Consider the following 22,200-nt stretch of genomic DNA (forward strand, 5'->3'; position numbering starts at 1 on the left):
AACATGACAAGCGCTAGTTTGTGGGAAGATTTAAAAAAGGCTCTTGCGGGTTCCGAAGAAGACTATACTGAAGTAAGCATAAGAAAGGCTGTCTTTTTACTCTCTGTTCCGATGGTTTTGGAACTTGTATTAGAATCTGTTTTTGCTGTTGTAGATATTTATTTTGTAGGATCCTTGGGTGCCTCCGCCATTGCAACCGTTGGGCTTACGGAAACATACTTATTTCTTTTGTATTCCGTTGCAATGGGACTATCTTTTTCTGTGACAGCAATTATTGCCCGACGCATTGGTGAAAAAGAAAAAGATAAGGCAGGTATAGCTGCCATTCAATCCATTTGGATCGCTATTTTAGCCTCAGTTCCTTTTGCAATTGCAGGAATATTTTTTTCGAAAGAACTACTTTCTCTCATGGGTGGTGACGAGTGGGTGTTAAATGAAGGTTATCACTATATGCAATGGATGTTAGGTGGTAACATCGTAATTGTCCTTCTTTTTCTTATTAATGCAGTTTTCCGTGGGGCAGGTGATGCCGCAATATCTATGAGGGTTTTGTGGATTTCCAATGGTTTAAATATCATTTTAGATCCAATTTTTATCTTTGGATGGGGACCTATTCCTGCCTATGGAATCACTGGGGCTGCTATTGCCACCAACTTAGGTCGTGGGATTGGAGTCCTTTTCCAGTTATGGTTGTTATTTAAAGGAGGAAAACATATTAAGATTTTTGCTTCCCATCTGAAAATTGAATGGGATACCATTCGCGGCATTTTAAAAACATCACTCGGTGGGATAGGACAAATGATTGTTGGTATGACCTCGTGGATATTCATCATGAGAATTCTTTCTGAGTTTGGAAGTCAGACCGTTGCAGGAGCTACGATTGCACTTCGAACTATGATGTTTACTATGATGCCATCTTGGGGTATGTCAAACGCAGTTGCAACGTTAGTTGGTCAAAACTTAGGAGCCGGAAAACCGGATCGAGCAGAACAATCTGTTTGGTATACTGGATTTTGTAATATGGGATATTTGATTTTAGTATCCATCATCTATTTCTTCTGGAGCGAAAATTTAATTTCTATATTTACTGAGGATCCAGAAGTCATAAAAATTGGAGGACAATGGTTGCAAATCGTCTCTTATTCTTACTTTATTTATGCATGGTGGATGGCCGCCGGACAGGCGTTTAATGGCGCTGGTGATACAATAACACCTACTAAAATCAATATTGTTTTCTTTTGGGTCATTCAGATTCCCTTAGCTTATCTTTTAGGAAAATATTTTTCATTCGGATCCACTGGAGTCTTTTGGTCCATTATGATTTCGGAATCTTCTGTTGGTGTATTTACTCTTTGGTTGTTTACTAAAGGGCATTGGAAACAAAGCAAAGTGTAGAAATAATATTGTAGGGACATATTATGAAAACCAATATAACAAAGTCGATAGATGAATATATTCAAAACTTTCCGGAAGAAGTACAATCAGTTCTTCAGAAGATCAGAAAAACCATCCAGAAAGAAGCACCAGAGGCTACGGAAACAATTAGTTATGCAATTCCGACATTTGTACAAAATGGCAATTTATTACATTTTGCAGCTTTTTCTAAACATATAGGTTTTTATGCACTTCCTTCAGGTAACCAGGCTTTTCAAAAAGAGATTTCAAGGTATAAATCTGGTAAAGGTTCTATTCAATTTCCGTTGAATGAACCTATACCTTATCCTTTGATCAAAAAAATTGTAAAATTTCGAGTGGCAGAAAATCTAGAAAAAACAAAGAAAAAAGTTTCGAAAAAAAAGAGCCCCATTCAAAAAAAAAAATCTAAACCAAATCGTAAATGAAGAGATGTTATTTCTTCGATACTATTACTTTCTTTTCTAACAAAAATAAATTTTGTGTAGTAGTCTGTTTATAATAGATTTCAATTAGGAAGACTTGACTAATTAAAAAATCAAGCCACATGTTTTTCTGAATGGAGATCATAGATGGAGTTTGAAACAAATAGTAGACTTTATTTATGGAACAGTCGAGTAATGTTTGCAACTAACAATATGCAAACAGATTTTCACTCGCATTATGCTGCAACCCTTGCAGTCTCATTAGAAAAAAACATTACTATTGAAACTAATTTAGGTAAAGAGGAATATCGTGTTGCTCTCGTTGGTCCAAACACATATCATAGAACCATTTCTCCTGGAGTAGAGATGGTGGCACTATTGATCGATCCAGAAACGTATGAATTTGGATCCATTTCAGAATCCGTATCTCCTGGAGAAGTAAAAAGGTTAGATATAAAAAAATTCGCACCGTTACTAGATTCACTTTGGTCATTGTATTATGGAAATTTAGATGATCAGGAAGCTACTCAACTTCAACTCAATTTACTTCGGACTGTCTATCCATTTGAAAAATTAAATACCACAATTGATCCGAGAATTGAAAAGATTGCAAAAAGAATTCGATTGGAAATTCCAAATAGCATTAAGATGAAAGAAATAGGTAAAGATTTTTCTATTTCAGAAGATAGATTGATCCGGTTGTTCAAAGAAAATTTAGGAATTCCATTGAGAAGGTATCTGCTATGGGTTCGAATATTACGAGCGACAAAAGAATTGAAAGCAGGAAAAAATTTAACAGAGGCTGCGCACGAAGCTGGTTTTTCTGACTCGGCTCATTTTTCTAGAACATTCAAAGAAAATTTCGGATTTATACCATCGTTATTTTTTGGACATTTAAAAACTGCAGAAGTTCGATTTTGCGAACCTAATGAAAATCTGTAATAAATCTTAAAAATACCGGAATCATTCAAGCACAGTTCCTTATATTTTGTTATCCTCTATTTTCTAACAAGGATATGAGAAGCTGATGCCCCTAACCAATGAAAGAGGATTATTATCAAAATTATCCTCAAAATTTTCAAAACTAAATTCTGAATCGATCAAAACTCCTTCTATTGAAGAAAAGTTAGGATTTCTAAAAGCTCAAAAACTGGCTTATGAATGTGTTACGACTATCGAGAAGGAAATGAAACCAGGTTGGACTGAAAAACAAACAGCAAAACGTATGGATGAATTTTTGCGTGACCACGGTGTGAAAGTTTTTTTACATAGGCCCTTTGCTTGGTTTGGCGAACATGCTAGGTTTGATGGATACAAACGTTTTACTCAATTTCATCCTGGCAAAAAAAAATTAACGGAAGATGAATCATTTATATTAGATGTATCTCCAGTTGTTGATGGTTACATCGGTGACATTGGTTACTCATCTTCGTTAACTAAAAATCAAGAACTCGACAAAGGTATGGATTATTTATTACACCTTCGAGAAGAAATCCCAAAATATTTTAATTCAAAAATGTCTTCTTCTGAAATTTGGTGGAAGATAGATGCGGATGCAAAAAAGTCCGGATTTGATAACGTACATTCTTTGTATCCATTTGCCGTTCTTGGCCACCGTGTGTATAAAGTAAACCTTCCTAACATTTCATTTCCTTTATTACCGATAAGTTTTGCAAGTTGGTTTAGCATACAAGGGTCTTACGAATTTTTATCTCATAAGGTTTTGCCTGAATTATTAACACCGGACCACGAAGGAAACAAAGTCGGATTATGGGCCATTGAACCTCACCTTGGACGAGGAAAAACTGGATTTAAGTTTGAAGAAATACTCGTTGTGGAAGAGGACAAAGCCTATTGGTTAGACGATGATGTTCCTCATGTAAAAAAATATCTAACTCAAAGTATTAAGGCAATTTAATGAAAGTTATCAGTCTAAATTCAATAATTTTGATCTTACTGTTATTCCTTTCTTGTAATACAAGCAACATTAAGATTGGAAAAGCATATAAACTGGGAGAAGTTCCTGAATCAGTTTTGAAAGTAAGTAAACCAGATCCTTTTTTAACTCATCTAAATACAAACATGGAGGACTTACCTGGACATGATGACTTAATTTTTGACAATAAAGATCAAATAGCTTTTGCATCGGGGATGGATGGATGGATTTGGAAATTAGATTTTAAAACTAATACAGCGTTAGCTTGGGTCAAACCTCCTGTGAATCCTGCAGGCTTGCAGTTTTCTAATAAAAAGAACGAATCTATTTTGGTTTGCGCTTCGAAACTTGGAGGAGTGAGTTATGAAGAAACAAAGCAGGTTGGATTGTATGAAGTGAATATCAAATCAAAAAAAGTAGTACCACTTCTATTGTACCTGCCAAAAACTGATCCGTCAGATTTTGAAATTGTGTATTCCGAAGCAAAACGTCCGACTTTTGCAATAAAAACTCTAAACGACTCAAACGCACGGCCCTTTTCCCTTTGTAATGATCTCGCAGTTTCGGAGGATGGAAATCGAATCTATCTTTCTGAACCCTTTGAAAGATCGGATGCTGCAATGGGAAGTGGGGCTGTTCCAGAGGCGATAGGACTTTATCCTCATGGTAAACTTTGGATGTTTGATAGAAAACAAAACACAATTTCTCTTATTATGAGTGGGTTTACCTTTGTAGATGGAATTATCATCGCTGATCATTCTAATTTTAAAGAGGAATCTGTAATCATTACAGAAACAACAAAGTTTAGAATCATCAAAGCAAATATTAGTGGGAAAAAAGAAGGTTCCTTTGAAGTTTTATTAGAAAATCTTCCGGGACTTGCAGATGGATTAGAGCGAGACAATCAGGGAAGAATTTGGGTCGGGATCATTAAACCTAGATCTGGTCTTGTAAATATGATCCATAACAATCCTTGGCTAAAACCTTTTTTGTTATCTCTTCCGCAGCGTTTGTTGCCAATAGCAAAAAAAACAGGAATCCTTGTCTTAAAACCAGATGGGAAAACTCCTTTATATTACTCGATGCATGATGGATCCAAAATAAAAGATATTTCTGTAGTTGTGCCAAACCTTGATACTCTATATTTTCCATCTTTTGATACTTCCTCAAGAGGATTGTATTCAATGCCGATATCTAGCATTTTGTTAGGTGAATCTTCTAATGATTAAGATACTAAATCAATCTTTTACTAAAAATCTTAAACTAATCTCGTTTCATTCATTAGGTTTGTTGTTTGTTTTAATTTCATGTCGAACACCTGAAGAAATTTTCAAAAATCAAATTAAGGAACCTGTCGATTTACCTTATCATTCTGAGATAAATTTTATCAAGTCAGAAGGAGATCCCATCAAACAAAATGTAACAATAAGTGGGTCTACTTTACCAGCGCAAGATGAGATCTTATTACAAGAAGATTTAGGAAGAGCATTTGTTGCTTCGATTGATGGTTGGATTTGGAAAGTTGATTTGAGTAATAATCAAGCAGAACCATTGATCAAAACTCCGCTTTTACCAGGAGGGATGGTTTTTCATCCAAAAAATAAAGATATCATTTATATGTGCCTGTCTCGTGGAAAAGAACATGCGACGAACACCTCTGCAGTACCAGGAATTTACGAACTCACTATTTCTAAGAAAGAATTACGAAAAATAGGTAGTCGGGTTCCTTTAGTGGATAAAACCAAAGAACCTTCAGATGGTCATATTGGAATCTTTTTTGCGAAAGGTAAAGAGACAAAAATACCTATTTCAAAATTAAATGAAATTAACAGTCGTAATGTGGAAAAGGCGGATGATCTAGCCATTAGTAGGGATGGTGAGAGAATTTATTTTACAGAACCTTACGATCATCCTAATGCAATCCTTGGAGTGAGTATTCAATCTAAACAAGAAGTTCTCACGCTTGGGCGGAATGGTCATCTTTGGAAATATGATTTAAAAGATAACACTGTAAGTTTAATGGCATACCAATACACTTATTTAGACGGTATTTTATTAGAATATTCCAACGGAGACTTTGAGTCCTCGATTCTTCTGAATGAATTATCTAAATCGAGACTTATCCGTTTGCACCTAATGGGAGATAAAGAAGGAAAAGATGAAATAGTCATTGACGGTCTACCTGGATTTCCTGATGGAATGGACAGAGATTCAAAAGGTCGCATTTGGATAGCAATCCCAGTGGAGCGATCCAAACTAATCACTTGGTTACACAAACATCCATTTTGGAAACGACTAGTCCTCTACATACCAGAATCTTTACAACCAGTATCTAAAAAAACTGGGCTACTTGCTCTTTCACCTAACGGAAGTAACCCATTGTATTTTGCTATGCATGACGGAAGTTTATTTTTCCTATATAATCGTGGTTGTTTCTGGAAAAGAAAAATTATATCTAGCGGTATACCAAGATGGTTTCAAGGGATTTGTTACAATGCCATATCCTAACAATCTTTAGCTGATAAATTGGGGCGCCTCGCAACTAATACAATATTTAACAAATATCTATGAGGCGATCCCGCTCTTCGTTCCAATCTTTCCCTTTGGGAAAGGATTTCCACTGCGATCGGTGGCGCAGGGACTAATTCACAACTTCCCAAGCCCAACGCTTCGAAGGCGCGGCGTCGCTCTTGATTCGCCATCCAGGCTTACTTACTGAAACATTCGTTTCCTATGGGTCATCCCTGTTTCAAGTCGCGCCACTGTTCTATTTGATCGATAGGAAGATAAGGATTGGTTGGAAAGTTTGTCATGCGGGCGAAGGGACTCGCCCTCTCCGCTGTTCGGACATCCTGTCCTCACCGCGCTCCGAGTCACGGCGTCGCTCGTCGAAAGCCATCGTGGCTTTCTTTCTGAAATAGTCGTTCCCTATGGGTCACTCCTATTTCAGGTCGCGACACTGTTCGAGCCAATGGATCTTGAATGTTGATTGATTTTTGAAAAGATTGTCATGCGGGCGAAGGGGCTCGAACCCTCGCCAGAAGCTTGGAAGGCTGCTGTGCTACCGTTACACCACACCCGCGACAGTAAATACATAGTTTTGGTTGGGGGTAAAGGGTCAATGATTTTTGGTTCCAGAAAGTGTGGTAGGAAGAAAATGAGACAATGGCCTTGCCCCAAGCACTTGAAAATTACCGAAAACAATACCGTAAAATCAAACTATTCCAAGATGTAGCTTCCGTCCTTCATTGGGATTCTGAGGTGATGATGCCTGAAGAGGGTCGAGAATACCGATCCTCACAAATTGCGGCCGTTGCAGAGCTAACCCACGAATGGATGACCGACATATCATTTCTAAACCAAATAGAGGCGGCTAAAAAGTCTATTGGCGAACTTCCCGAATGGGAGCAGTCAGTTTGGAAACGTGAGTTGGAAGTCCTGATGGAAGAAAAAGAGAAAGCAGATAAATTGCCTTCTGAGTTTGTTTCTGAATTTGCACGAGTCACTAACTTAGCGCATGCAGAATGGGCAACAGCGAAAAAAGAAAAAAACTTTCATTCCTTTGCAAATCGATTAGAGGAATTAGTTCAATTATCTAAAAAACAAGCAGATTATTTTGGTTATACGACAGAGCCTTACGATGCACTACTCGACAGCTATGAGAAAGGAGCCAAAGCAGCACAAATTCAGATTTTATTTTCTGATTTGAAAAAGTCCCTGGTACCAATCGTTGCCACCGCTCCTAAATTTAAAAATCCATTTCCTGGAGTGGTATCTATCGACAAACAAAAAAAATTCTGCAATCGTTTGCCTTCACTTTTAGGTTTAACAACAAAAGAATCTAGATTGGATACTAGTAACCATCCGTTTTCCACAAGTTTAGGGAAAGGTGATAAAAGAATTACAACTAGGTATTCTGAAACAGATCCTCTTTCTTCCATCTTTGGTGTGTTACACGAAACAGGTCATTCACTTTATGAGTCCGGATTGTCATCTATGCCGGACTGGCCAACTCCAATTACCGAATTTTTAAGTTTAGGAATCCATGAATCGCAAAGCCGATTGTGGGAAAATCAAGTGGGACGTTCCTTACCATTTTGGGAATTTGTTTATCCCATTTTAATATCTGATTTTGGCCTCACAGATAAAGAACTTCCATTTAAAGAGTTATACCAATACATCAATAGTACTGAAAAAACAAAAATCAGAGTGGAAGCAGACCAAGTTACCTATAACCTTCATATCATCTTACGTTTTGAAATAGAAAGAGATCTCATCAATGGAAATATCCAAGTTAAAGATCTACCAGAGATTTGGAATGCAAAAATGAAGGAAAGTTTTGGCCTTTCCATAGAAAATGATGCAGAAGGTGTTTTACAGGACATCCATTGGTCTATGGGTGCTTTCGGATATTTTCCAACTTACACTTTGGGAAATCTTTTTAGCTCACAGTTTTTCAAAAAATTCACAGAAGAATATCCGGATTCGCATAACAAATTTTCTGCGAAAGGTGATTTTTCTGATCTCCTAAATTGGCTCAGAAAAAATATTCATTCTAAAGGTAAAATTTATGATGTAGATACACTCATGCGAGATGTGACAGGTGAATCTGCTAATTCCAAATATTTAATTTCTTATTTAAATGGAAAAATTGAAGAAGTAACGAAATAGTAAAAATTTAAAATATTATACAAAAGGATTATTTATGTCAGGATCAGAACAAGTTTTAGAGAAGTTAAGTCAATTATCATATTTCGATAACCTTGCATTATACTATTTATGTATAGAAACACCACCACAAACTCTTGCATTGGCATTTATGCAAATGGATGAAAAAATTGCAGGCTCTATGTTAGGTGTTTTGGATATTCAAAAAAGAAAGTATGTACATGAACTAATGTCTCTTCAAAAAGACAGCACAGAAGAAGCGAGAAAAGCAGCCGCCGAAGGTTTGTTACTCATCGCTGACGGCTTAATTTCTAGAAATTTAATCAGTAAACAAGGCAATTATTTTTTTGGAACAAAAAGATAAAAAGAACCAACTCCCAAACAAAACCAAGCAATTAAAAAGCTCACTCCTCCTAGGGGGGTGATAGCACCTAAAACCCGAATCCCTGTGACGGCAAGGGCATACAAACTAAAAGAAAAAATCAAAATTCCCAATAGAAACATCCATGTTGCTATTTTCAAATAAGTATTACTTTTATTCGACGAATCCGATACCAAAGAATGTTGTAACAAGAGAAATGCGACAAGTGATGCCAATGTATGATAAAAATGATATCGGTTCCCCGTTTCATAAATGATCATCAAATCGGGGGATACTATTTTTTTTAGTCCGTGGGCACCAAATGCTCCGATGGCAACAGCTAAAAAACCAGAAATACAAATGAGAAGGATTAAAAACGCAGAGGATTGCTTCTTGACAAGATTCATTAACGATACTTCCTATTGCCTATGACTTCAGATGCATCTGGAAAGAATACTAAATTTGTTAGAGTTTGGCGACAACTCAATGTAGAAGATGTAAAAAAACAATTACTCTATATTGATGATCTCTATGGAACTTGTGGAAATTGTAAAAAGTTGGGTCTCAACTATCTAAAAGATAAAAAATGCCCTGATTGTGGAGTTACATTTAAATATTTGGCAACTAAACTGAGTAAGGTGGCAGATATTGGAAAGATTCTAAGTAGAATCGACAAAGAAGGCTTAGACTTAACTTTAATTGAGAGAGAAGACTTTGAAAGGTCAAGTGCGGCCGACGCAGCGAGAGACCTATTCAAATCATAATCGAAAATGGGAAGTTTGGTCGTTTGATTCTTTCGATTAAAATTTAAACGACCAACCAAATTGAGCAGTTTTGTTATGTGCGGATGTATCTTCCCAAGCATCAAAGGCACGAACCGCTCTGGAAACAGCAAGGGCTGCAAATATTCCTACGGCATTCGGTGATTCCCAAACACTTCCTGGGCCTTTTACGTTTGCCATATTGTCCCAAATATTCTTTTTAGGTAAATTTTCTTGGGCATAAAGATAAGCCCCACCTGCCAAAATTAAATCGCATAATAAATAAATACTCATACTCACAAAAGTATCTCGATTTGTGAATAATGGAGAGTTCCAAGAGTTATAACCAACCGAGGCCATTGGTGTAATTAAATTTAAACCTTGAGAAACAATATGGTATTTTTCAGAGAGAGGAACTGCAGATTCATGTGGGGATTTTTGTAGAATTTCTTGTTCCAAAATTTGTTTCCACATCCTTTCTTGACCACGTCTAGGTGATTCAATGCGAATGATGGAATCAGGAGAAGTTTTCCCAACTTTCCCTACGTAAATATTAAAATCATATGGGTTCTTCCAACGATGTCTGTATCTGTAAACAAAACCTTGTGTTTTTTCATCCGCATAAAAATCGGGATCTAATTTGTTTAAAAGGGCCACCAAACGAAGATTCACATCTTCAGCTCCACCCAAAACTTCTACTGTCTCTCCGGCAAATAGAGAGTTATTAAGACCTGTAGAAAGAAAAATTAAAAAACCAATATGTAAAAGTAGGAACCGGAATCTTTTAAATGGTTTCATGATTGGACTCCGGGAAGTTGAAGGTATGCATTAATTAAACCTAACGAATTATAAGTGGCATGACAAGCCATCGCAATCCAAATATTTCCGGTTTTAATATAGATATATCCAAAAAACATGCCCACTCCGCAGATAATAAATGGAATGGCAACCGATGTCCCTTCTCCATAATGCAGCCAACCAAAAAGGAGTGAAACTATGAACAAACCTTCTTGGGCAAGGTTCTTATCAATAAAGGCTTTTAGTAAAAATCCTCTAAAAAAGATTTCTTCCAGAATTCCTGTAATGATACCCACAACATAAATTCCCCAGGCTAATAAATACCCGTTTCCATGAAGGGCTTCATAAAGTTTTTTTGCAAAAACTCCTGATTCCACAGGAACCGATAACCTTTCTAATATCAATCCAAAGATAACTACGACGATAAAACAGATAAATCCATTGGCCATACCACGAAGTAAAATAGGGATGGATAATTCATCTTGAAGGTTTGTTACAGGAATTTGTAATACTTTTTTATAAAGTAAATATCCAAGACCCACATAACATAAAAACCACGGTATGGAATGACCTAATAGGTAATGAGGTTTTTCAGAAAACACCTTATCGTAAAACTGAGATAATAGCAAACTGGGATTGGCAGTGATTTCCTTTTGAAATTGGTCCTTGATCGGTGTGACAATTTTTTCGTATTCAGATAGCATTGTGGCAAAGTCCATTTTGCCATCCCAATATTCTTCGTAGAGGGGAAGTAACTGTTCTTCGGGGATCCGGTCACTCAGGACCGAATTGTTAACGAAAGCTAAGAAAATAATAGAATAGAAGAAAGAACATATATAAACCAGGCCCAGCGAATAGGCTGTCAGTCGAAAAATTTCAAAAAAACGATTCTGCATCTGCCTTACAGTTCCTCAATTTCGGCAAGAATCGTCATCGTTTTTTTCGGAAATGGCCGATATTCAAATTAGAAGATTATGTCTAAAACCGTCAATTTTCCAAAATGGGCCTTGATTCTGATTACTTTCAGTAGTCTCTCGTCGCTCCTATCTAGCCCACTCACTCTGGCAAATTTGGAATATACAAACCCTTCCTTAAAAAATCTTCGTTCGGAAATTAAAGAAAATTTACGAATCTCCAAGTCTGGAGCAAAGAAAGAAGAACTGATTCCCCTGAAATATTATGAATACAAAGTTCGGAAGGAAGATAATTTTTTTAAAATTATGGCACGAACAGGAATGGACCTGGAAACTCTTTCCTCTGTAAACGAGCTCAGTTCACCACATGATTTATCACCAGGGATGATATTAGAAATTCCCAATATGCGCGGAACCTTTCATCCCGAAGAAACAACTGGGGATGGAAAAACCAAACTAGTATTAGCTGAAAAATATAATCTCGACTCCAACAAATTACAATATGATTCCGAAAGAGAAAAATGGTTTTTGCCAGGTATATCCATGGGAAAATCCGAAAAATCTTTTTTCTATGGATTTGGATTTCAATTCCCATTAACGGAAGCCAGGATCTCCTCTGGTTTTGGTAAACGAATTGATCCATTCACTAAAAAAGATACCTTTCATGGTGGGATAGATTTGGCCGCCGAACAAGGATCAGACGTATTTGCATCTATGGATGGTGAAGTAATATTCAAAGGTAAACAAGGTGGTTATGGAAATTTAATCATCTTAAAACATGGTTTAGGATACGAAACTCGTTACGGACATCTTTTAGATTTTAATATTAATGTAGGACAAAAAGTAAATAAGGGTCAAAAAATTGGGGAAGTTGGACAAACAGGTAGAGCGACCGGTCCACATTTGCATTTTGAAATTAGAAGAAATTCAAAACGTGAAAGACCTATTTTTCGATCTCATTAAAAAAAGATTTACGACTCATATTGATTCTTGTAATTCTGGGAATCAATGGACTTTGAAATTCCCCAAGAAGTAGAAACACTTCGCAAAAATATCCAAGACTTCATTACAAATGAAATCATCCCTCTGGAAAAACATTACGATTATGAAAAAGGTCGTATGCCTGAAGACATTAACCAACAAGCGCGTGCTAAAGTAAAGGCAGCTGGTTTTTGGACACCACATCTTCCAAAATCAGAAGGTGGATTGGGTTTAGATTTAATAGGAACGTGTATTATTTTTAGTGAACTGGGTCGTTCCCCTATTGCTCCATACATATTTAATTGTGATGCTCCCGATGAAGGAAACATGCATCTACTTTCGATTGCTGCTTCTGAAAAACAAAAAGAATTAATCCTCCACCCACTCATCAAAGGCGATTTACGAACAGGATTTGCAATGACCGAACCAGGACCGGGGGCAGGATCAGACCCTACCACCTTACAGACCAATGCCGAAAAACAAGGTGATAAATACATCCTCAATGGTCGTAAGTGGTATTGTACAGGGGCCAATGGGGCAAAATATCTGATTGTGATGGCAAAAGTAAATGGGAGTTTCCGCAAAACCACTATGTTCCTTGTGCCAACCGATGCGAAAGGATACACAATGGTTCGGGAAATTGAACTTATGGGTTCTCATGGACCTGGTGGACACTGCGAACTAAATTTCGAAAACGTAGAAGTTCCTGAAGATATGGTTCTTGGTAGGGTGGGAGAAGGATTTCGACTTTCTCAAGAAAGATTAGGTCCTGCTCGCTTAACTCATTGTATGCGATGGACAGGTATGGCAAGACGTTCCTTAGCAATTGCTCGAAGTTATGCGAAAGAAAGGGAAGTGTTTAATTCTCGAATAGCTGACCATCAAGGTATCCAATGGATGTTTGCCGAACGTGCTACAGAAATTGAAATGGCCTTCCTTTTGACTTTGAAAGCGGCTTGGTTATTGCAAAAAGGGAAAGATGCTCGCCAAGAAACATCTATGGCAAAATGGAAAGTAAGCGAGTCCTTATGTAATACCATTGATATGGGAATCCAAATCTGTGGAGGCAAAGGATATTCGAGAGACTTGCCTTTAGAATTGTTTTACAGGGATGCACGAGCTGCAAGGATTGCTGATGGGCCATCTGAAGTGCATAAGATGGTCATTGGTCGAAATTACATTTCAGAAAAATGGGACTTTTAGGAGTATGGAAATTAAGGATTTACAAGAAAAAGTAGAACTCCACTTATCTTCCGTTTGGAAAGACAATGTTAAAGTCTCCCAAATGCAACATTTAAGCGGAGGAGCTTGCCAAGACAATTATGCCTTGGACTTGATTTCCAAATCCGGAAAACAGTCATTAGTTTTGCGTACAGATAAAGGAGCGAGTTTACTTTCTTCTTTGTCAAAACGAGATGAGTTCAAAGTTGCGGAACTTGTTTACAAAGCAGGTGTCAAAACTCCGACTCCAGTTTTTTTGGAAGAAACTTCCGATGTCATAGGTTCTCCTTTTTTTCTAATGGAAAAAATTGCAGGTAGGGCAACGGGGCGTTACATCACTAAGGACAAAGAACTAGATGCCTATCGTAAATCCCGTATGGTATCAGATCTGGCTGCAAACTTAGCCAAACTCCATACGGTAAAACCGAGTTTTGTTTCTGATGAAGAACTAAAACAAAAACTAAAAATTGTCACAAAAGAGAATTATATTTCTATTGCTATCTCTGATTTAAGACAGTCGTTAGATGAACTTCCTGAAGCGCACCCGGCCATTGAATTGTGTTTGTTTTGGTTAGAATCCAATGCCCCTTCGATTGATGATATAGTTCTCGTTCATGGGGATTTTCGCACCGGAAACTTTATGATGAACTCCGAAGGACTCCAAGGAATTTTAGATTATGAATTTGCCCACTTTGGGGATCGTCACGAAGACATTGCTTGGTTGTGTATGCGCGACTGGCGATTTGGAAGGCTTAATAAAGAAGTGGGTGGATTTGGTGATCGTAAAGATTTTTACCAAGCATACCAAAACACTTCGGGAATTCCTGTGGATCCTTTTAAGGTAACTTTTTGGGAAATTATGGGAAATGTTCGTTGGGCCATTGGAAGCGCACAACAAACAGAAAGACATTTATCGGGTAAAGACAAAGGGATTGAACTGGCGGCCATTGGTCGGCGAACTTCAGAAATGGAATGGGAAGCTATGCGTCTCATTGAAGAGGTAAGTAATGCAATATAGACCAGAAACAAAGGAACTCATTTCCTCCATTCAGGATTTTTTAATGAAGGAACTTCTTCCTAAATTGGAAGGGGATGATTTGTTATCATACAAAACATTAGTTTCTTGGAATATGTTGGGAGTGATTACAAGAGAAATGGAATCTTCTGAGTTTGAATCGGACTTTCGCCGTATCCAAAACTTAGGTTTAAAAATTTCTGACTTAGAAACAAAATTTAAATCTGAAGAATTTGCAAATTTAACCAGAAAGGAAAAATACAATTTGCTTTTAGGTTGGAACAAAGAATTTGCCAATACAATTCGGAACCTAACAAAAGATAAAACAAACTCCGATTTAAAACCAGGTGGTAAAATTTGGAATTTTGCAAAAAACCAACTCAAAGAAAACTTGGCCATCTCAAATCCGAGGTTCCAAACATAAATGTCATTATTGTATTTGGTTCGTCACGGACAGGCAGACCGCCTTGGAAAAAACTATGACCAATTAACAGAACATGGTTGGAAACAAGCAAAATTATTAGGTGAATATTTCAAAAGCCAAAGAATTGAATTTGATTCTGTGTATACAGGTACACTCAATCGCCAAAAACAAACTGCCCAAGGTATTATTGAAAGTTTTTCAAATGATTTATTTTGTATTCCTGAACCAGTTGAAAATTCAGCCTGGGACGAATTTGATTCCAAAATGTGGTTAGGGCTTGCAGCTAAGATTCGTCATGCGAATAATAACTTTGCTAAATTATTTGAATCATATAAAAAAGCCTGGGAAGAAGGAAAAGAGGAAACAAGAGACTATTTCCAAGAACTCATTCAAATTGTATTAAATGATTGGGTTCATGGAGTTTGGGATCCTGTGGAACCTTATACATTCAAAGAATATGTAGAAAAGGTTTCCTTTGGCCCAAAAGAAATACCAAATGATGTAAAAAGTACATTAGTCGTTTCGTCCAGCACTCCCATAGCCATTATGATGGGTCTATCGTGTAAAATGCAACCTGTTGAATTTCCGGTATTTATGAAATCGATCACCAATTCTTCTCTTAGTGTTTTTAGAAGAGAAAATGGCCATTGGGAGCCAGTGAGTTGGAATAACACACCTCACTTACAAAATCCTGATTTGGTTACCTTGGTATAACTATTGTGCAAATGAAGATAGAAGTTTAAGTCTATTTTTTGCTTTTTGTCCCCAACCGGTTCTTGGAAAATTTTTATACAAATGTTCCATAGCAGCTAATTCTTCTTCATTGGATTTACTATAACGAATCGTAATTTTTGGTTCTTCTTGGAATTTAAAATCAACTGTGACGTGAAAACTTCCCAAAAATACAACTGTTCCCGGTTGCAGATCCACTCGCGATTTTTCAATATCCTTACGATCAAAATCGATATCAATTTTTGTTGGTTGTTTGGTACTTCCAAAAGCAAAGTCGGAAGCACCACGATTCAAGAGGTGGACCGCATCATGAATTTCATATTGCCCTTCTTTTAAATTTTGAAAGTAATAGTAATGCTCCGAACTTTCATTGTATTCAAAAGTTTTATCACCTTTTTTAAGTGTAACCTTTTGAAACCTTGGATCAATCAATTCGTCCATAATCATTTCATCCTTCACAATTGTCATATGAACTATGATAAGGCTGCTCTGAGCATTTTTAGGACCAAAACTAGAACATTCTGGGAATAGATAGGTAATCAAAAATAGAATTAATAACTTTCGAAAGATTCCCGAAGTGACCTTTTCAAAGGTTGAGATTTTTTTCTCCGATGGAATTTGTTCTCCATTGGGTTTTCTTTCTAAATGATCATCGTAAGAATTTAAACTCATTGCTTTTATTTACCTTAACCCATCGGGTATTGGATCTTCTTAGAAACAAGATTAATATCCGAAAGAATTTCATCAGATAAAATGACATCGGTTGCTTTTAAAGACTCATCCAATTGTGCTACAGTATTGGCTCCAATGATGGTAGAAGCAACATAGTCATGTTGTTTACTCCAAGCAACAGAAAGGACAGTGGCACTCATTCCATATTTTTCGGCAATTTTTAACAATTCTGCAGTGGATGCCAAAGTGTTTTCATTTAAGAAACGATTCGACATTCGCCTTTGTCTCTCGCCCTCAGCCATATAACGGACAAATCGCGCCCCTTCAGGAGGAACAGACCCATTGTATTTTCCAGTAAGGACTCCGCCAGCAAGAGGGGAATAAGGTAACAAAGACACTCCTTCTTTTCGACAAACTTGTGCTAACTCATCTTCAAAACGACGGTTCAATATCGAAAAGTTATTTTGAATGGAATCATACCGAATTAGATTGTGTTTGTCGGAAGTCCAAAGGCTTTTCATCAGTCCAAAAGAAGTTTCATTAGAACAACCTGCGTATCGAATTTTTCCTTCCTCTTTCAGTTCTGTTAAAGCTTCCATAGTTTCGTCATACGATACATCATGGTCTGGCCAATGGGTTTGGTATAAATCAATGGTTTCAACGCCTAATCGTTGTAAGGAACCTTCAATTGCACGACGGATATGGTATTTGTCTAATGCCGTTTTTCCCTCGCGGAGAGGAGGACTAAACCAACCGTGACCAGGGCCTGCAACTTTCGTTGCCAGAATGATACCATCACGAGGTTTTGTTTTGAGCCACTTTCCGAAAATTTCTTCAGTTCGATGCACCCAAGATTTTTGTGGAGGGACAGGATAAATTTCAGCGGTATCATAAAAATCAATTCCTGCATCGTAAGCACGATCCAGAATTCGAAACGCCTCATCTTCGTTACATGAGGAGCCAAAAGTCATGGTTCCCATACAAATTTCGGAAACCACCATTCCTGTTTTGCCAAGTCTTCGTTTTTTCATGTTATTTTTTAATTAAAAAAGTTCTGAATTGATTTTTTGGATCACTCCACTCAATGACATGATCCTTCACTTTTGCTTTTGTTGGTCCTCGTTGCATGGCTCTGTACAAATCTTCGATAAAAAGTTTGTCACCTTCAACAACTGCTTCCACCTCACCATTGGGTAAGTTTTGAGTATAACCTTTGAGTCTCATTTCTTGGGCTTTTTGGAGGACATAGTAACGAAACCCGACCCCTTGTACAATTCCCCGTATTAAAATTCGCGCTCTCGCTTCTTCTGATTTTCCCAAAGATAGTCTCCTTTCTAGAACTTACTTGGATTTAGAATTCTCTGCAATGTAATTTTGAATGGCAGCTTTAAAAAGAGGAACAAACTTCTCATATACGGCTCGCTTGAATTCAACAACGGACCCAATCGTATCTTCAATTTCCATAAATTGAACCGTTAAAAACTCTTGTTCATGATGGACCAAATCGCATTCTTCTAAGGTTCCATCCCAGTAAAATAGTATCCATCTTTGTAATTGCCCACGAAATTTTTGTAAGTGAGAATTGAGTCCCAATGAATTAGGAAAGTCATAAGGAATCCAATCTGGATATTCAGTTACATAAGTTGCTTTTTTGATTCCAAGTTCTTCATATAATTCTCGTTTAGCGGCCTCTAGATAATCCTCATCTTCATCGATTCCACCTTGAGGAAACTGCCAAGAACCTGGGAATTGCACTCGTTCTCCTACAATCACTTTGCCTGAAGAGTTAAAAACCACCATGCCTACATTTTTGCGGTAGGGTTTGTCTGTCATATTTCTTAGAATGGCTCTATCATCCATTTTCGCAAGAAATTCCTTAATTTTTTGTTTCTCCGCCAGTCCGAGGTTCCAATCTTGGACTTAGGAAGTAATATGAAGATCATTTTGGTTCGTCACGGTGAGGCGGAAAACGCAAGCTCAACGATTTCTGATTCGCAACGGGATCTAACAGACAAAGGTGTCAGTGATATTCATAAAATCGGTAAGTTTATTAAAAACTCATCCTTAGCTGTTAAACAAGTATACTATAGCCCTTATACAAGAACGAAACACACAGCGGAGATTCTATCTGAAGAGTTGAAATACAGTTGTGAAATGCTTCCGTCTGATGATCTATTAGCAGGCAAAGGTTGCACAGATATTATTTCTTGTTTAGTTAATTTTACAAACTCCGATACGGTTTTGTTAGTTGGTCATAATCCAGACATTACTTATTTCGCTGCAAAACTTTTGGGAAATTCAAGTGCTGCAGAAAATTTAATCTTTCAACCTGGTTCCACCATTGCCATCAACGTAGCTCGGGAGAAATTTGCACACGGTCAAATTATTTGGGCTATTTCTCCAGACAATCTAGGCATTTGAATTTCTAATTCTTAGTAAGACTTGACCCGTTTTCGATCATAGGGTTTTTGGATTCCAGAACACGGGGTGTAGCGCAGCGGTAGCGCACTTGTCTGGGGGGCAAGGGGTCGCCGGTTCAAATCCGGTCACTCCGAAGTTCAAAAGTTTTATTTTAAAAAACCCAGCAGGCCTGCGAACAAACCTGCCGGAAGAAAATTCAGGATGGTGATATACAAATATAACTTAGGAAGGTTTGTTTTGGTTTCCTTCTTTCACTTTATCTAAATATTTAGCTACATTGTCTTTGATTTCATCAAAACGAACGATTCCCCAAGCCACACCCATTTTTACTTTTAGGGCATTGTCGCTGGTATCGCTTTCGCCTTGCTCTTTCAACTTTTGAAAGTTGGTTTCAAATTTGCTTTTTTTCTCGTTTAGGTCAACGACCAGTTTCTCCCAAACTTCTTTGGAAGTCTTTACGGCGCCAATCCCAGCATTTACGATATCTTGTAGCTTGTTTTCCACATTGCTCATCGGATGTTACTCCTTCTCTTTCCATTATTTTGCACTGCACAATAATGTCCAGAAAGAATTTTCTGGAGGATTCTGAATTCCTGGGCTAAAATGGTCGGATGCGCTTAAAAACCCTAAGGAATCTTTTCAACATTTTGACCCTTGTTTTCTTGTTTGCTAATTGCAGTAGCCCCATCCAAGAAAAACCCATTGTTGGCTGCGAACGAATTCCAGGCACTCCTGGACCCGAAGATTTGGATCTTATCCGAGATACATCTACGGTCATTGTTTCTTCCCATGAGCGCCGCAATGGACTGAAAGATATCGGTGCTTTGTTTGAAGTTTCTTTCACTAACCCAAATGGAAAATTAGAAGCTAAAAAAATTGAAACTAATTATCCTGAAAACTTTCGACCACATGGGATTAGTTATGCGAAAGTGAAAGGTGTGGATACCTTAGCCGTGATTTCTCATACTTTAGTAGATGAAAATCCACATACCATTGAAATTTTTGAAAGATCGACATCAGGTAAATGGACTCATTCAAAAACATTGAGTGATCCCACTCTCACAAGTCCCAATGATATTTTTATGAATGAAGCCGGAGAAATTTTTGCTTCCAATGACAATGGGACAAGTAACACCTTTCGTAAATATTGGGATATGATCATTCGTAGTGGTCGGGCCGACATAGCTTATTATGATGGAAAAACATTCCAGGCATTAAATGTTCCGGTGATGTTAGGGAACGGAATTTACATTCGAAAAAAAGGAAATGATGAGTTGTTGTACCGGTCAGTATTTTCTGAAAAAGCCATTCGTGTTTATCAAGTGGAACGAAATGCAGGAAAGATCAATTTAAAGTATTTGGAATCCATAGCCATCGGTGCAGGCCCTGACAATATTTTAGAAGATGAAAATGGAATGCTATGGCTTGCAGCTCATGACTCTACTTATAAATTCATTCGTCACGTAATGAACCGAACGAATTTAGCGCCCACTCGTATATTTAAAATCAATCCAGAAAACAAAGAAGTTACTGAAGTCTATGCCAACGAAGGCGCTGAAATTTCTGCAGGTAGTACAGGACTTGTTTTCAAAAACAGACTTTTGATTTCACAAGTGTTTGAAGATTTTCTTTTAGTTTGTCCAAGACCATAAGGAAAGATTTTTATAGATAAGGATACGATGGTCTTGGGTAGACCGTCGTATTTGGGTTAAATTTTGCAAAATACCCGAATGGAATTTGGCTTCAAATTTACAAAAAAGACACTGAAATCAAATCGATCACCTATGAAGAAGCATTAGATGAAGCACTTTGTTTTGGCTGGATCGATAGCCAGAAAAAAAAGTATGACGAAAAATCTTGGCTCCAAAAATTTACTCCACGTAGGTCAAAGAGTATTTGGTCAAAACGAAATAGGGAGAAAGTCGCTTTGTTAATCAAAGAGAAGCGAATGCAACCAAGTGGACTTTTAGAAATTAAAGCCGCACAAAAAGACGGGAGATGGGACAAGGCTTATGAGTCTCCCAGCCAAATGGAAATACCTTCTGATTTTTTAGCAAAATTAGTAAAAGACCAGAAGGCACATGAATTCTTTAAAACACTGAATAAAACAAATTTGTATGCAATTTCCTGGCGATTACAAACAGCGAAGACTCCTGAAACAAGAGAAAAACGTATGAAGGTAATTTTGGAAATGATGAAGAATCAACAAAAATTGCACTAAATTAGTCAGCAGTCGCTTGAAATTTACATAACACCAATATGAAATACATCGCATTACTCAGAGGAATCAATGTAGGAGGCAACAGAAAGGTAGAAATGAAAAAACTACGAAGCCTTATGGAATCCTTAGGATACACTGAAGTTTCTACTTATATCAATTCAGGAAATATCATTTTTGAAGCAGAAGATGACACAAAAACAGTTCGATTCAAAATAGAAAAGAGTTTTGAAAAAGTTTTCAAATTTGAAATCCCCACGATCGTAAAGACAGAAAAAGAAATGAAAAAAATTGCAAATGCGATCCCAAAAGAATGGCAAAATGACTCCACGCAAAGAACGGATGTTGCCTATTTGTTTCCAGAAGCCGATTCCAAAAAGATCATTGAGGAACTTCCTCTCAAAAAAGAATTTTTAGAGATTCGTTATCAAAAAGGTGCTCTCATTTGGAATATCAAAAGAGAAAATGTGAACAAAAGCCAACTAGCAAAACTCATCAGCCATAAATTGTACAAGTCCATGACGATACGAAATGTAAACACAGCAAGGTTTTTGGCTGGAGAAACAGAGTAAAAACAAAGTATAGTGAAAACTAGAAAGTTACGTTTTTAAGTTAATCACCATCTTAAGCAAGTCCCTTCAATACAGCTTCAATCGTATCCACTAACAACGGTTCTCTATTCACATCTGAATGTTGGGCCACAAGTTTCGGGTGTGTGAAAGCAGTTCCCGCTGAGATCAAAATTTCTGTGATTTGGTTCACATCGCGTTTTTTGATTTTCTTTTGGCTCATAGCCTCTGTGACCAAACTCGACATTTGGCTATGCATATTGGATAAATGAGTTTGGATGAAGGGTTTGGACTCTTCTGCCGCCATATCGAATGCTTTATACAATTCTGGATCTAGTTTTACTTTTTCCAATTTCATCCGGTGGAGGTTTTGAAACCAGGTGAGAATCTTTTGGATGGGATCTCGTTTTTCTTTTACAAGTAAATCCTGTTTCTCATCCAACTTCACAAGCCAACGTTCGGAAACTGCATCGAGAAGGGCTGTTTTGTCTTGAAAGTGAGAATAGAGGGCCGCATGGCTAATTCCCATTTCTTTAGCCACGTCCACCAACCGAACCTTTTCAAAACCCTTGGCTCGCATCTGGTCAATTGCGATTTCTACTGCTTTGTCTTGGATTTCCGTAGCGGTAAGACCAGTTCTTGGCATAAGGAAAGGATTGAATTCGGAGCAG

The 22,200-nt window shown here is 37.4% G+C and carries 27 protein-coding genes and 2 tRNA genes; 19 read left to right on the forward strand and 10 right to left on the reverse strand.

From position 1 onward, the window contains the following. The first annotated feature begins 3 nt into the window (after positions 1-3). The 6 genes from ND811_RS02765 (at position 4) to ND811_RS02790 (ending at position 6,282) form a co-directional block, all read left to right on the forward strand. Positions 4-1,395, forward strand: a complete 1,392-nt coding sequence (locus tag ND811_RS02765; RefSeq protein ID WP_265350471.1) for an MATE family efflux transporter — start codon at positions 4-6, stop codon at positions 1,393-1,395. A 23-nt stretch (positions 1,396-1,418) separates the two neighbouring features. Next, positions 1,419-1,841, forward strand: coding sequence for an iron chaperone (locus ND811_RS02770; RefSeq protein WP_265350470.1), 423 nt, complete (start codon positions 1,419-1,421; stop codon positions 1,839-1,841). A 192-nt stretch (positions 1,842-2,033) separates the two neighbouring features. Next, positions 2,034-2,780: a helix-turn-helix transcriptional regulator gene (locus tag ND811_RS02775; RefSeq protein WP_265350973.1), complete on the forward strand. Its 747-nt coding sequence runs from the start codon at positions 2,034-2,036 to the stop codon at positions 2,778-2,780. A gap of 85 nt (positions 2,781-2,865) precedes the next feature. Next, complete coding sequence (locus ND811_RS02780) at positions 2,866-3,756, forward strand: M24 family metallopeptidase (protein ID WP_265350469.1); 891 nt, start codon at positions 2,866-2,868, stop codon at positions 3,754-3,756. After that, complete coding sequence (locus ND811_RS02785) at positions 3,756-5,003, forward strand: SMP-30/gluconolactonase/LRE family protein (RefSeq protein ID WP_265350468.1); 1,248 nt, start codon at positions 3,756-3,758, stop codon at positions 5,001-5,003. The genes ND811_RS02780 and ND811_RS02785 overlap by 1 nt, the downstream gene beginning before the upstream one ends. Continuing rightward, positions 4,996-6,282, forward strand: a complete 1,287-nt coding sequence (locus ND811_RS02790; protein WP_265350467.1) for an SMP-30/gluconolactonase/LRE family protein — start codon at positions 4,996-4,998, stop codon at positions 6,280-6,282. Before ND811_RS02785 ends, ND811_RS02790 begins: the two co-directional genes overlap by 8 nt. Before the next feature lie 503 nt (positions 6,283-6,785). Here the strand turns inward: ND811_RS02790 and ND811_RS02795 are convergent. Then, positions 6,786-6,856: transfer RNA gene (locus ND811_RS02795), tRNA-Gly, on the reverse strand. A gap of 83 nt (positions 6,857-6,939) precedes the next feature. Here ND811_RS02795 and ND811_RS02800 point away from each other — a divergent pair. Next, entirely contained in the window at positions 6,940-8,445 is a 1,506-nt protein-coding gene (locus ND811_RS02800; RefSeq protein ID WP_265350466.1) for a carboxypeptidase M32, read from the forward strand. A gap of 34 nt (positions 8,446-8,479) precedes the next feature. Continuing rightward, positions 8,480-8,806, forward strand: coding sequence for a hypothetical protein (locus ND811_RS02805; protein ID WP_135572973.1), 327 nt, complete (start codon positions 8,480-8,482; stop codon positions 8,804-8,806). Here the strand turns inward: ND811_RS02805 and ND811_RS02810 are convergent. After that, positions 8,782-9,210, reverse strand: coding sequence for a DUF423 domain-containing protein (locus tag ND811_RS02810; protein WP_135745317.1), 429 nt, complete (start codon positions 9,208-9,210; stop codon positions 8,782-8,784). The genes ND811_RS02805 and ND811_RS02810 overlap by 25 nt on opposite strands. Before the next feature lie 21 nt (positions 9,211-9,231). Between ND811_RS02810 and ND811_RS02815 the strand changes: the two genes are divergently transcribed. Next, on the forward strand, positions 9,232-9,567 hold the full coding sequence (locus ND811_RS02815) for a hypothetical protein (protein WP_100789015.1): 336 nt from the start codon (positions 9,232-9,234) through the stop codon (positions 9,565-9,567). A gap of 36 nt (positions 9,568-9,603) precedes the next feature. On the opposite strand, the gene ND811_RS02820 is transcribed toward ND811_RS02815, so the two are convergent. Together ND811_RS02820 and ND811_RS02825 are read right to left on the reverse strand one after the other, a co-directional pair. Then, positions 9,604-10,362, reverse strand: a complete 759-nt coding sequence (locus ND811_RS02820; RefSeq protein ID WP_265350465.1) for a hypothetical protein — start codon at positions 10,360-10,362, stop codon at positions 9,604-9,606. Further along, complete coding sequence (locus tag ND811_RS02825; RefSeq protein WP_238735323.1) at positions 10,359-11,081, reverse strand: CPBP family intramembrane glutamic endopeptidase; 723 nt, start codon at positions 11,079-11,081, stop codon at positions 10,359-10,361. Before ND811_RS02825 ends, ND811_RS02820 begins: the two co-directional genes overlap by 4 nt. A 255-nt stretch (positions 11,082-11,336) precedes the next feature. Here ND811_RS02825 and ND811_RS02830 point away from each other — a divergent pair, with 255 nt between their 5' ends. The 5 genes from ND811_RS02830 to ND811_RS02850 are packed head-to-tail and all read left to right on the forward strand — an operon-like array spanning position 11,337 to position 15,631. After that, on the forward strand, positions 11,337-12,239 hold the full coding sequence (locus ND811_RS02830) for a LysM peptidoglycan-binding domain-containing M23 family metallopeptidase (RefSeq protein ID WP_265350464.1): 903 nt from the start codon (positions 11,337-11,339) through the stop codon (positions 12,237-12,239). Between the two features lie 45 nt (positions 12,240-12,284). Continuing rightward, positions 12,285-13,460 (forward strand): acyl-CoA dehydrogenase family protein, encoded by a 1,176-nt coding sequence (locus ND811_RS02835; RefSeq protein ID WP_265350463.1) that lies wholly within the window; start codon positions 12,285-12,287, stop codon positions 13,458-13,460. 4 nt (positions 13,461-13,464) lie between these two features. Next, the gene (locus ND811_RS02840; protein WP_265350462.1) at positions 13,465-14,496 is read left to right on the forward strand and encodes a phosphotransferase family protein; all 1,032 of its coding nucleotides are present in this window, start codon (positions 13,465-13,467) and stop codon (positions 14,494-14,496) included. Then, positions 14,486-14,917, forward strand: coding sequence for a hypothetical protein (locus ND811_RS02845; RefSeq protein WP_265350461.1), 432 nt, complete (start codon positions 14,486-14,488; stop codon positions 14,915-14,917). Before ND811_RS02840 ends, ND811_RS02845 begins: the two co-directional genes overlap by 11 nt. Continuing rightward, positions 14,918-15,631 carry a histidine phosphatase family protein gene (locus ND811_RS02850; RefSeq protein ID WP_265350460.1) on the forward strand — a complete coding sequence of 238 codons (714 nt, stop codon included), beginning with the start codon at positions 14,918-14,920 and terminating at the stop codon, positions 15,629-15,631. Here the strand turns inward: ND811_RS02850 and ND811_RS02855 are convergent, their stop codons facing one another. Genes ND811_RS02855 through ND811_RS02870 form a run of 4 tightly spaced genes read right to left on the reverse strand, consistent with a single transcriptional unit; the run spans position 15,632 to position 18,181 of the window. Continuing rightward, the gene (locus tag ND811_RS02855) at positions 15,632-16,321 is read right to left on the reverse strand and encodes a hypothetical protein (protein ID WP_265350459.1); all 690 of its coding nucleotides are present in this window, start codon (positions 16,319-16,321) and stop codon (positions 15,632-15,634) included. 14 nt (positions 16,322-16,335) lie between these two features. Beyond that, on the reverse strand, positions 16,336-17,352 hold the full coding sequence (locus ND811_RS02860) for an aldo/keto reductase (protein ID WP_265350458.1): 1,017 nt from the start codon (positions 17,350-17,352) through the stop codon (positions 16,336-16,338). A 1-nt stretch (position 17,353) separates the two neighbouring features. Continuing rightward, positions 17,354-17,641, reverse strand: a complete 288-nt coding sequence (locus ND811_RS02865) for an acylphosphatase (protein WP_004785122.1) — start codon at positions 17,639-17,641, stop codon at positions 17,354-17,356. 21 nt (positions 17,642-17,662) lie between these two features. Continuing rightward, complete coding sequence (locus ND811_RS02870; protein ID WP_265350457.1) at positions 17,663-18,181, reverse strand: RNA pyrophosphohydrolase; 519 nt, start codon at positions 18,179-18,181, stop codon at positions 17,663-17,665. A 72-nt stretch (positions 18,182-18,253) separates the two neighbouring features. Between ND811_RS02870 and sixA the strand changes: the two genes are divergently transcribed. Together sixA and ND811_RS02880 are read left to right on the forward strand one after the other, a co-directional pair. Then, complete coding sequence (gene sixA, locus ND811_RS02875) at positions 18,254-18,742, forward strand: phosphohistidine phosphatase SixA (protein WP_265350456.1); 489 nt, start codon at positions 18,254-18,256, stop codon at positions 18,740-18,742. Between the two features lie 62 nt (positions 18,743-18,804). After that, positions 18,805-18,876, forward strand: a tRNA-Pro gene (locus ND811_RS02880). An 88-nt stretch (positions 18,877-18,964) separates the two neighbouring features. Here the strand turns inward: ND811_RS02880 and ND811_RS02885 are convergent. Continuing rightward, a complete protein-coding gene (locus ND811_RS02885) occupies positions 18,965-19,255 on the reverse strand; it encodes an LIMLP_16025 family protein (RefSeq protein ID WP_407658855.1) in 291 nt (96 codons plus the stop codon). 134 nt (positions 19,256-19,389) lie between these two features. Between ND811_RS02885 and ND811_RS02890 the strand changes: the two genes are divergently transcribed. The 3 genes from ND811_RS02890 to ND811_RS02900 all read left to right on the forward strand — a co-directional run bounded on the left by ND811_RS02890 (position 19,390) and on the right by ND811_RS02900 (position 21,532). Continuing rightward, positions 19,390-20,394: an arylesterase gene (locus tag ND811_RS02890; protein ID WP_265350455.1), complete on the forward strand. Its 1,005-nt coding sequence runs from the start codon at positions 19,390-19,392 to the stop codon at positions 20,392-20,394. Between the two features lie 296 nt (positions 20,395-20,690). Beyond that, positions 20,691-20,963: a YdeI/OmpD-associated family protein gene (locus tag ND811_RS02895; protein ID WP_265365511.1), complete on the forward strand. Its 273-nt coding sequence runs from the start codon at positions 20,691-20,693 to the stop codon at positions 20,961-20,963. A 38-nt stretch (positions 20,964-21,001) separates the two neighbouring features. After that, positions 21,002-21,532, forward strand: coding sequence for a DUF1697 domain-containing protein (locus ND811_RS02900; protein ID WP_265350453.1), 531 nt, complete (start codon positions 21,002-21,004; stop codon positions 21,530-21,532). A 52-nt stretch (positions 21,533-21,584) separates the two neighbouring features. Here the strand turns inward: ND811_RS02900 and ND811_RS02905 are convergent, their stop codons facing one another. Next, entirely contained in the window at positions 21,585-22,175 is a 591-nt protein-coding gene (locus tag ND811_RS02905; protein WP_265350452.1) for a TetR/AcrR family transcriptional regulator, read from the reverse strand. Between the last annotated feature and the right edge of the window lie 25 nt (positions 22,176-22,200).

Source organism: Leptospira soteropolitanensis (genome assembly GCF_026151655.1).
Lineage (GTDB): Bacteria > Spirochaetota > Leptospiria > Leptospirales > Leptospiraceae > Leptospira_A > Leptospira_A soteropolitanensis.